Annotated in this window: 10 protein-coding genes; 5 read left to right on the top strand and 5 right to left on the bottom strand. The window is 29.8% G+C overall.

The genetic code is table 11. From position 1 onward, the window contains the following. Nucleotides 1–196 precede the first annotated feature (196 nt). Both ACKVOV_RS12520 and ACKVOV_RS12515 read left to right on the top strand, forming a co-directional pair. Nucleotides 197–1,249 (top strand): 2Fe-2S iron-sulfur cluster-binding protein, encoded by a 1,053-nt coding sequence (locus ACKVOV_RS12520; RefSeq protein WP_409207095.1) that lies wholly within the window; start codon nucleotides 197–199, stop codon nucleotides 1,247–1,249. 177 nt (nucleotides 1,250–1,426) lie between these two features. Beyond that, nucleotides 1,427–2,254: a hypothetical protein gene (locus ACKVOV_RS12515; protein ID WP_409207094.1), complete on the top strand. Its 828-nt coding sequence runs from the start codon at nucleotides 1,427–1,429 to the stop codon at nucleotides 2,252–2,254. Between the two features lie 31 nt (nucleotides 2,255–2,285). Here the strand turns inward: ACKVOV_RS12515 and ACKVOV_RS12510 are convergent, their stop codons facing one another. Both ACKVOV_RS12510 and ACKVOV_RS12505 read right to left on the bottom strand, forming a co-directional pair. Further along, the gene (locus ACKVOV_RS12510; protein ID WP_409207097.1) at nucleotides 2,286–3,281 is read right to left on the bottom strand and encodes a glycosyltransferase family 9 protein; all 996 of its coding nucleotides are present in this window, start codon (nucleotides 3,279–3,281) and stop codon (nucleotides 2,286–2,288) included. Nucleotides 3,282–3,328: 47 nt separating this feature from the next. Further along, nucleotides 3,329–3,934 carry a DUF4254 domain-containing protein gene (locus ACKVOV_RS12505; protein WP_409207093.1) on the bottom strand — a complete coding sequence of 202 codons (606 nt, stop codon included), beginning with the start codon at nucleotides 3,932–3,934 and terminating at the stop codon, nucleotides 3,329–3,331. 77 nt (nucleotides 3,935–4,011) lie between these two features. Between ACKVOV_RS12505 and upp the strand changes: the two genes are divergently transcribed. After that, a complete protein-coding gene (gene upp, locus ACKVOV_RS12500; RefSeq protein ID WP_409207092.1) occupies nucleotides 4,012–4,665 on the top strand; it encodes a uracil phosphoribosyltransferase in 654 nt (217 codons plus the stop codon). On the opposite strand, the gene ACKVOV_RS12495 is transcribed toward upp, so the two are convergent. Then, nucleotides 4,660–5,592, bottom strand: a complete 933-nt coding sequence (locus ACKVOV_RS12495; RefSeq protein WP_409207091.1) for a DUF6427 family protein — start codon at nucleotides 5,590–5,592, stop codon at nucleotides 4,660–4,662. The two genes, upp and ACKVOV_RS12495, sit on opposite strands and share 6 nt — an antisense overlap. A 47-nt stretch (nucleotides 5,593–5,639) precedes the next feature. Between ACKVOV_RS12495 and ACKVOV_RS12490 the strand changes: the two genes are divergently transcribed. Then, nucleotides 5,640–5,870, top strand: a complete 231-nt coding sequence (locus ACKVOV_RS12490) for a DUF6341 family protein (protein WP_409207090.1) — start codon at nucleotides 5,640–5,642, stop codon at nucleotides 5,868–5,870. On the opposite strand, the gene purD is transcribed toward ACKVOV_RS12490, so the two are convergent. After that, nucleotides 5,862–7,136, bottom strand: a complete 1,275-nt coding sequence (gene purD / locus ACKVOV_RS12485) for a phosphoribosylamine--glycine ligase (protein WP_409207089.1) — start codon at nucleotides 7,134–7,136, stop codon at nucleotides 5,862–5,864. The genes ACKVOV_RS12490 and purD overlap by 9 nt on opposite strands. A gap of 123 nt (nucleotides 7,137–7,259) precedes the next feature. Between purD and ACKVOV_RS12480 the strand changes: the two genes are divergently transcribed. After that, nucleotides 7,260–8,570, top strand: a complete 1,311-nt coding sequence (locus ACKVOV_RS12480; RefSeq protein WP_409207088.1) for a phenylacetate--CoA ligase family protein — start codon at nucleotides 7,260–7,262, stop codon at nucleotides 8,568–8,570. On the opposite strand, the gene ACKVOV_RS12475 is transcribed toward ACKVOV_RS12480, so the two are convergent. Continuing rightward, nucleotides 8,567–9,319, bottom strand: a complete 753-nt coding sequence (locus ACKVOV_RS12475) for a glycosyltransferase family 2 protein (RefSeq protein WP_409207087.1) — start codon at nucleotides 9,317–9,319, stop codon at nucleotides 8,567–8,569. The genes ACKVOV_RS12480 and ACKVOV_RS12475 overlap by 4 nt on opposite strands. Nucleotide 9,320: the final 1 nt, after the last annotated feature.

The raw sequence follows: 9,320 nt of genomic DNA, 5'->3' as shown, positions 1-9,320 counted from the left end.
AGAAATATATTTTAAACTGTTTGTTTTCAATGTAAAAGATTTTAATCATTAACTTCTAAAAATCAAATTTAGTATTAATGACTGGTAAAAATACGTTTCTTTTTTAAATTCCGAAAATAAAGTATTTTTTTAATTTTTTGTTAGTAACAATAATATATCAATCGTGTTTATTAATTTTGCTAAAAAGAATTAAATCATGTCTACATTTTACAAATTATCTATACAAGAAATAAAAAAAGAAACTTCTCAAGCAGTTTCTATCCTATTTAATGTTCCCAACGAGTTTAAAGATTTTTATAAGTTTGATGCTGGTCAATATGTAAATTTAAAATTAACTTTAGACGGAGAAGAAATTCGCCGTGCCTATTCTATATGTTCTTCACCAAATAGTGGTGAACTTCGCGTAGCAATTAAAGCTATAAAAAATGGCCTTTTTTCGAAATTTGCCAACAATGAACTAAAAGTGGGGAATATTATTGAGGTGGGAACTCCAGAAGGTAAGTTTACATTTGAGCCCAATGCTGACAAACAAAAAAACTATCTAGCCTTTGTTGCTGGAAGCGGAATTACTCCTGTTATGTCAATCCTAAAATCTGTTTTAATACAAGAGCCTAAAAGTTCATTTGTATTGGTTTTTGGAAACAAATCACCACAAGAAACAATATTTCACGATCAGTTAATAGAATTACAACAACATTATTTAGGTCGCTTTTTTGTACACTTTGTGTATAGCCAATCTGAATCTGACAATTCTCTTTTTGGTAGAATTGACAAATCTGTGGTAAATTTTGTGATGAACAACAAACATGCTGGTAAAGAATTTTCTAAATTTTACTTATGTGGACCCGAGGAAATGATTAATACTGTAAGTGATGTTCTTAAAGAAAAAAATGTTCCTGAAAAAGATATTAAATTCGAATTGTTTTCTGCTTCAATAAAAGAAAACGCCATTGACATTGGTAAAAATGACCACACAAAAATCACTGTTATTGTCGATGGAGATGAAACAACTTTCGAAATGTCATCCAAACAAACGTTGTTGGAAGCTGCGCTTAAACAAGGTATTGATGCTCCGTATTCTTGTCAAGGAGGAATATGCAGTAGTTGTTTAGCAAGAGTAACAAAAGGCACAGCAGAAATGAAAAAGAACTCTATTCTTACAGACAAAGAAATTGCCGAAGGATTAATTCTTACTTGTCAAGCACACCCAACATCGAGTGAAATTTTAGTAGATTATGACGATGTTTAATATCACTTATTTCAATAAAAAAAGGAGCTAATTAGCTTCTTTTTTTATTGAAATAAGCTTTTAGCCGATAAATTTCGCTTTTTTATCGAGTTTATTGATTTTTAGCATAATAGGTTAAAAATGATTGTATTTTTATCGAAATTTCAATAAAAAACAAACAAAAACAAAACATTTATTATGTCTCTAACAATTATTAAACTTAAAGCTCAAGTGAAAATCGCTTGTGTTATGTTCTTCTTATTTATAATGAATACTTTAAATGCCCAAGTAGGACTTGGAACCACAACTCCAAATGCTGCTCTCGATGTTGTTGCTGGGGCAAATAATTATGGTTTACTTATGCCTCGTGTAGTACTAACTGCTACAAATGTCGCTGCTCCTGTTAAAAATCCTGCAACTGGAGCTTTTTTAACAAACACAGTCGCAGAAATAGGAACAATGGTTTTTAATACAAATACTACGGCTGGAACCTATGGTGTAATTCCTGGTATTTACTTTTGGGATGGTGTTAATTGGGTGTCACAAGTACATCGCTATTTTGATGCAAAATTTTCACAAAACTCAGATTTAGCAATAGCCACAAGCGCATCTACTTATACAAACATTCCAAATTTGAATGCAAAATCATTTGTTGCTCCGTACACGGGAAAATATTCAATTATATTTACAGGTTATCTTGGGGCTGGAACTGTTGATATCAATTCAGCAAAAGTGGGATTCGTAGAAGGAAATTTTAAGCTTACGGTAAACGGAACGGACTATAAAAAATACAACCACTCTACTAGTTTTTATAATAGTGATACTATGGTAGATTATCTAGAGCTTTTTAATGAAACAAATATAAATACAACTATAAGCTTAACCGCTGGGCAAACCTGCAACTTAAATGCCTCATACTGGGGAATTGCCGATGACAATATTACCGAAGCTAATTCGCATGTGATCGGAAAAAGTACTGCTCTAGGTAATTTTTGCGAAATTAACGTAACCTATATTGGAAGATAATATTTTTTTTTATAAAAAATACAAGAGGAGCTTAATTAAGCTCCTCTTGTATTTTATTTACAATCGTTTCTGGCAAAATAGTTCTCATGACATCTTGATAGCCTGATACTATTTTATTCCCATAAACTGACGTAGGTAATAACGGGTATTTTTCTCTATCAGATACCAATGCATTTTCTAATGGTTGATTAAATGGAGAGAAGCCGGCAAAAGGATGCGTTGCTCCCCAAAGTGTAATCACTTTTACACCCAACATTGCTGCGATATGTGCGTTTCCAGAATCCATAGAAAGCATAATATCTAGATTTGAGATTAAGTCTAATTCTTCCTGAAAAGTAATTTTTCCTGCAATATTTATTACACTTTTATTTCCTTTTGAAAGAGAATCTAAAACTTCTATTTCTTTATTACCACCACCAAAAAGGAAAATTTTACAATCATGATTTTTAGACAAATCATTTATAGTTTCCTGCATCAAATCTAAAGGATAAACTTTACTTTCATATTGTGCAAAAGGTGCAATTCCTACCCATTTTTCATTTTTATTTCCAATAATAGAAATTATTTTTTCTGATAAAATGGCTTTATTTGGAAACGTTGGATTGTTTAAAATAATATCAAAGCCTAATTCTTTAAACGTATCACAATGCACATTGAACATTGTTTTTAGTGGTTTAAAAATTTTATTTTCGGCTCTTGTTAATGCTTTTTTATCGGCTCGCCCTTTGTTTGAAGCGGCTACTTTTTTTCCAAACAAAACGAATAATTTACTAATCGCTTTAGAACGGATTACATTATGCAAATCGGCAACAGCATCAATATTTAATTTTTTTAAATCTAAAAATAATTTTATAAGTCCTAAAAATCCTTTGTGCCGATTATTCACGTCGACACCAAAAAAACTCACATTAGGAATAGCATTAAAAAAAGGTTTAAAAAACGGTCTTGAAACAACAGTAATTTTAACTTCTGGATATTGTAAAACAAAGGCTATTAAAACAGGAACCGTCATAGCGACATCACCCATTGCTGAAAGCCGAATTACTAGAATATGTTTAATTTGGGACAATTGTACTATTTCTTATTCTGATACAAAACAGGATTCAACTCATCGTCATTGTACATTTTCATTTGTTTGTACACTTTCATATATTTATCTCCAGATTCAATATCTGTTAGTAAATCATCTATTGCGGTGGTCAAATCTTTCTTTTGTTCTAACAAAACATTCAGTTTTTCTTGACACTTAGTTCTATGATCTACAGAAGCTTCTTCACGAGTTGCTTCTTCATTCATATGGTAAATTTTAAGTGCTAAAATAGACAATCTATCAAATGCCCAAGCTGGACTTTCAGAGTTTATTTTTGCAGATGGTTTTACATTTACCGAAGCATACTTTTGAAGAAAATAGCTATCTATATATTCGACCATATCGGTACGAACTTGGTTAGAAGCATCGATTTTTCTTTTAAGGACCAAAGCTTCAACTGGATCTATATTTGGATCACGAATAATGTCTTCATAATGCCACTGAACAGTATCTACCCAGTTTTTAGCATACAACAAATGCTCTATTTGATCTTTTGGATATGGATTGTTTATAGGTTGATTAACATCATCAAATTTGTGATAATCAATAATACTTTGTTCAAAAATAGGAAAGGCAAATTGTGAAAACATAATTTTTAATAATATATTGAATACAAATATACTTTTTATACCTTTATCAAACCAAATTAACAGTTAATTTTCATAAAATGCACATTCATTATATCTCAGAACAAAACAGTATTCTTAACCATTTTTTGGCACAAATACGTGATGTAAATATTCAAAAAGACAGCATGCGTTTTCGTAAAAATATTGAGCGTATTGGAGAAATAATGGCATACGAATTAAGTAAAACTTTATCATATAAAGATATTGAAGTTCAAACTCCACTTGGAATAAAAAAAACGACTACTATTGCCGACAATGTTGTTCTGTGCTCCATTTTACGAGCTGGATTGGCTCTCCATACTGGTTTTATGAACTTTTTTGATAGTGCCGAAAACGGTTTTGTTTCCGCCTACAGACATCATTATAATAATGATGATGCTTTTGAAATTTTAGTCGAATACCAAGCAGCTCCATCTTTTGCAGGGAAAAACTTAATTTTAATAGATCCTATGTTGGCCACTGGACAATCGTTGGTTGCTGTTTTACATAAGTTACATTTAGAACAAAAACCAAAAGAAATTCATATAGCGGTAGTCATTGCTGCTCCAGAAGGAATTAAATTTCTTGAAGAGAATCTTCCCGAAAATTGTCATTTATGGGTTGCTGCTCTTGACGAAAAATTAAACGAGAAAAACTATATTATTCCAGGCCTTGGTGATGCTGGTGACTTAGCTTACGGTGATAAATTATAACAACTGAAAAATAAAAGTTAGAATACTGGCTGTTATTATAATTCCTAACATTGTTTCTTTTATCCAGTATTTATGTATTGTTTCAAGATAGTTTGTTAACATAATAGAAACTGGTACAAAAGTGTAAATTAAAAAACTATTATCTTTATTAGGCGAAATAAAGAAAATTACAAGACCAATAATAAATGCTAAAATCATTTTTCGATAAGAAGGTTGTAAATTAGATAATTTACTTGGTAATATAAAAATCATACTTACAAAAGCTACTAAAGCAGTTATAACATATATAAAAAGAGCAATATTCTGAAAAATTGTTTCTATATATTTTAAATCAAAATCTACTACAATTTGTGTCAAATAATTTTGAATAAGATTTGGATTGTAAATTAAAGAACCGAGAACTGAAATTACTAAAACTGTAAAAAAAGCAATAAACGGTATGAACCAATTTCTATAATCTCTAGAAACGTGAAAAATAATAGATACAAAAACCAATATTATAAATAAAATACACCAAAAATTAAACAACGTTGCTGTAAAAATCCAAAATGAAGCATCAAATATTTTTTCTTTTGGCGTGATTAATGACTGCATCGATATTAATCTTCGCAATGCCAATAAAATAAACAAGTTTGAGATAATTAATGATCCGTTAGATAATGTTTTGGGAAATAAAATTAGAAAAATAAAAAATAAAAAAAACGTGTAGCTATTGTCTTTACTTAATCCGTTCTTTTTTGTGATAAAATTTGTTATGTACAAAGAACCAACCAGTAAGAATAATAAAATAATTTTTTTTCCTATTTCTATTGTAGAAATGGTATTGAAATTAGATTGAAATTGAAACAATAAGAAACATAAAACCAGCAATGTGGTTGTTAAAATATAATTTATTGGTCGAGATTTACTAAAAACGCTTGTTATCATGAGTAAATTTTATATTTTTGTCATTGTAAATATAATACATAAAAAAGATGAAATCATTTTTTGAAGGAATACAATGGTTATTTGACAATGTTATTTTAGCACTTCACGATGTTTTACGTTCTCTAGAACTTAGTAACTGGTGGTTAGCTAATCTTATCTCGTGGGCTTTTATAATTATTTGTTGTTACTACACTTGGTATTGGACAAAACAATTACAATCTCACAAAGACAATAACGAAGAAAACCAAGATACTACGGCTCACTCTTTCTTAAAGTAAGTCGAAACCAATATCTTTTCTAAAATACATCTTATCAAAATGTAGCTTGTCTATGTTTTGATAAGATTTTTTTATGGCTTCTTGAAAATCATTTCCAAATGAAGTCACCGCTAAAACTCTTCCACCATTACTCACAACCTGATTATTTTCAGTCTTTGTTCCTGCATGAAAAACGATAGACTCTTCTACATTTTCTAATCCAGAAATTATTTTTCCTTTTTCATAATCTTCAGGATATCCAACTGAAACAACCATAATTGTTGTGGCACTTCTAGAATCGATTTCTAGTGAAACTTCATTCAATTTTTCATTAGCAACAGCTTGAAATAATCCGACTAAATCTGATTTTAATCTAGGTATAACAACTTCCGTTTCTGGATCTCCCATTCTCACGTTATATTCAATAACAATTGGTTCACCTTTTACATTTATTAATCCTATAAAAACAAATCCTTTATATTCTATTCCATCTTTTTGTAAACCTTCAATGGTTGGTTTTACAATTCTATTTTCTATTTTTTCTAACAATATTGCATCCGCAAACGGAACTGGAGAAATAGCTCCCATTCCTCCTGTATTTAAACCTGTATCTCCTTCGCCAATACGTTTGTAATCTTTGGCTGTTGGTAAAATTTTATAATTTTTTCCATCGGTTAAAACGAAACAACTTAATTCTATTCCGTCTAGAAACTCTTCAATAACCACTTTTGAACTTGCATTTCCAAACTTAGCATGAACTAACATATTGCGTAATTCTTCTTTAGCTTCTGCCAAATCGTGAATAATTAAAACGCCTTTTCCTGCCGCCAGTCCATCTGCTTTTAGCACATACGGTGCTTGTAGTGTTTCTAAAAAAACACATCCGTTTTCGACCGTTTCTGCTGTAAAACTATCATAAGCCGCTGTTGGAATATTGTGTTTTACTAGAAATTCTTTTGCAAATTCTTTACTTCCTTCAAGTTGTGCTCCTTTTTTTGATGGACCAATAACTGGGATATCTTTTAACGCTGAATCGTTTTTAAAAAAATCATAAATCCCAAGAACCAAAGGATCTTCTGGGCCAACAACAACCATCGAAACTTTTTCTTCTATTACAAATGTTTTAATAGCTTCAAAATCTAGAATGTTTAAATTTATATTTGTTGCTATTTGAGCTGTTCCTGCATTTCCTGGTGCTACAAAAAGTTTAGAACATTTTGAAGATTGTAACATTTTCCAAGCTAAAGCATGTTCTCTTCCACCAGAACCAAGTAATAAAATTGTCATTGTGTAGTTGTGTTTGTTTGTTATGCAAAAATAGGTTGTTTTAAGTTTTGGAAAAAATGTTTCGGAAAAATTAAATGAAATATATAAGGTTAGTTTTGTTATTTTTGATAAAAATAATTTTTAATGTTCAAATTATTCGATTTAACGCTCAAATTAAATGGTTTTCCAATTGTGAAAGCTAAAGCCGAATTTGATAAAATTATTTCTTTTTCTGAAGAGCAACACCGTGTTTTTATTGAGAATAAAAAAGAAGAAATTGTTGAATATCACCTTGAGAATAATCCTTTCTACAAAGAATTAATAGGCTCAAAAAAAATTAATAATTGGAATGATTTACCAATTCTTACTAAAAAAAATCTTCAAAAACCTTTGGCTGAAAGACTGTCTAAAGATTGCGAAACAAAATCTGTATTTGTAAATAAAACTTCTGGTTCTAGTGGAGATCCTTTTATTTTTGCCAAAGACAAATACTGTCACGCTATTACTTGGGCTTCAATTATATATAGATTTAGCTGGTACAAAATAAATTTCAATACCTCTTTTCAAGCTCGTTTTTATGGGATTCCTTTAGATTTTATTGGTAATAAAAAAGAAAGAATTAAAGATTTTTTGAGTAACCGATTTCGTTTTACTATTTTCGATTTATCGGATGTGGTTTTAGAAAAAGTATTGGTAAAATTTAAAGCTAAAAAATTCGATTATATAAATGGGTACACTAGTTCAGTCGTTTTATTTGCTAAGTTTTTGCAAACCAAAAATATTATTTTAAAAGAAATATGCCCAACTCTAAAAGTTTGTATGGTCACTTCGGAAATGCTTTTTGATGAAGATAAAATACTAATGGAAAGACAATTTGGAATCCCAGTTGTGAATGAATATGGTGCTTCTGAGCTTGATTTAATTGCTTTTCAAAATCAAAATGGAGAATGGCAAATAAATTCCGAAACACTATTTGTAGAAATTTTAGATGAAGACAATAATGTTCTGCCTTATGGTAAAGAAGGTAGGGTTGTTATAACATCATTATACAACAAAGCGCATCCTTTTATTAGATATGATATTGGAGATATTGGAATTCTAGACGAAAAAAGCACTGTACAAAAACCTCTTCTTAAACAATTAATTGGTCGTACAAATGATGTTGCTATTTTACCAAGTGGTAAAAAATCTCCTGGACTAACTTTTTATTATGTTACAAAAAGTATTATTGAAGACGATGGAAATGTAAAAGAATTTATAATAAAGCAAACTAAAATAAATGCATTTGAGATTGATTATGTAAGTGAAAAAGAATTGCACTTAGAACAAATAAGTAAAATAGAAGAGGCTATTTCACTATATCTAGAACCCAATCTAAATTTTATTTTTACAAGAAAAAACTCTTTAGAAAGGAGTAATCGTGGCAAATTAAAACAGTTTAAGTCGATGATTTAGTTTCTATATTTCATAAATCCTCTATACATCCAGTTTAACATATAGTAAATAGAGGATAAAAAACTTAATTTTTCTACCTCTCTGTAAAATTGCCATTGGTATTTAAGCAAGTTTTTTTTGTTTCTAGACAATGAGTTTTCTCTTATTCGATATATTGCCTTTGGTTCTTGAATGCCGTAAGCATATGGAATTTCCTTAAGATATTGTAGCCACAATCCCATATCTTGCCGTTTTAAAACATCTGGCATTTTTTTTATTCCTAACACTTCTACATTTATAAATGCCGTGAGACAACTTATCGAATTGGTTTTTAGAATGTCTGTATAAGTTACTCTTTCTGGGACTATAAAGTCCGAATATATAAATTCTAAATTTTCATTTGAACGTTTGTATGACGAAAAAACAAAATTTATTTTTTTTTCATTTATGGTTTTTATGCTATTTTCAATAAAGTCGGTAAACCAAATATCATCGGCATCTAGAAATGTCATGTGTTTTCCTGTTACCTTTTCGATTCCGAAATTTCGTGCTTTTGCAGCACCAGAATTTTTATTTAATTGTAGTAAATGAATTCTATGGTCTTCATTCATAAAATTTTGGATGATTTCTACTGTTTCGTCTTGAGAACAATCATCAACAATAATCATTTCCCAATTTTTATGGGTTTGTTTTTGAACAGATTGAATAGTTTCTGAAATATATTTTGCAGAATTATATGTTGGTGTAATTATTGAAACAAGCTCATTCATG

The sequence above is a fragment of the Flavobacterium sp. genome (assembly GCF_046153165.1).
Classification (GTDB): domain Bacteria; phylum Bacteroidota; class Bacteroidia; order Flavobacteriales; family Flavobacteriaceae; genus Flavobacterium.
The sequence above is the reverse complement of the archived record's forward strand: the minus strand, read 5'-3'. Positions and strand labels throughout refer to the sequence as shown.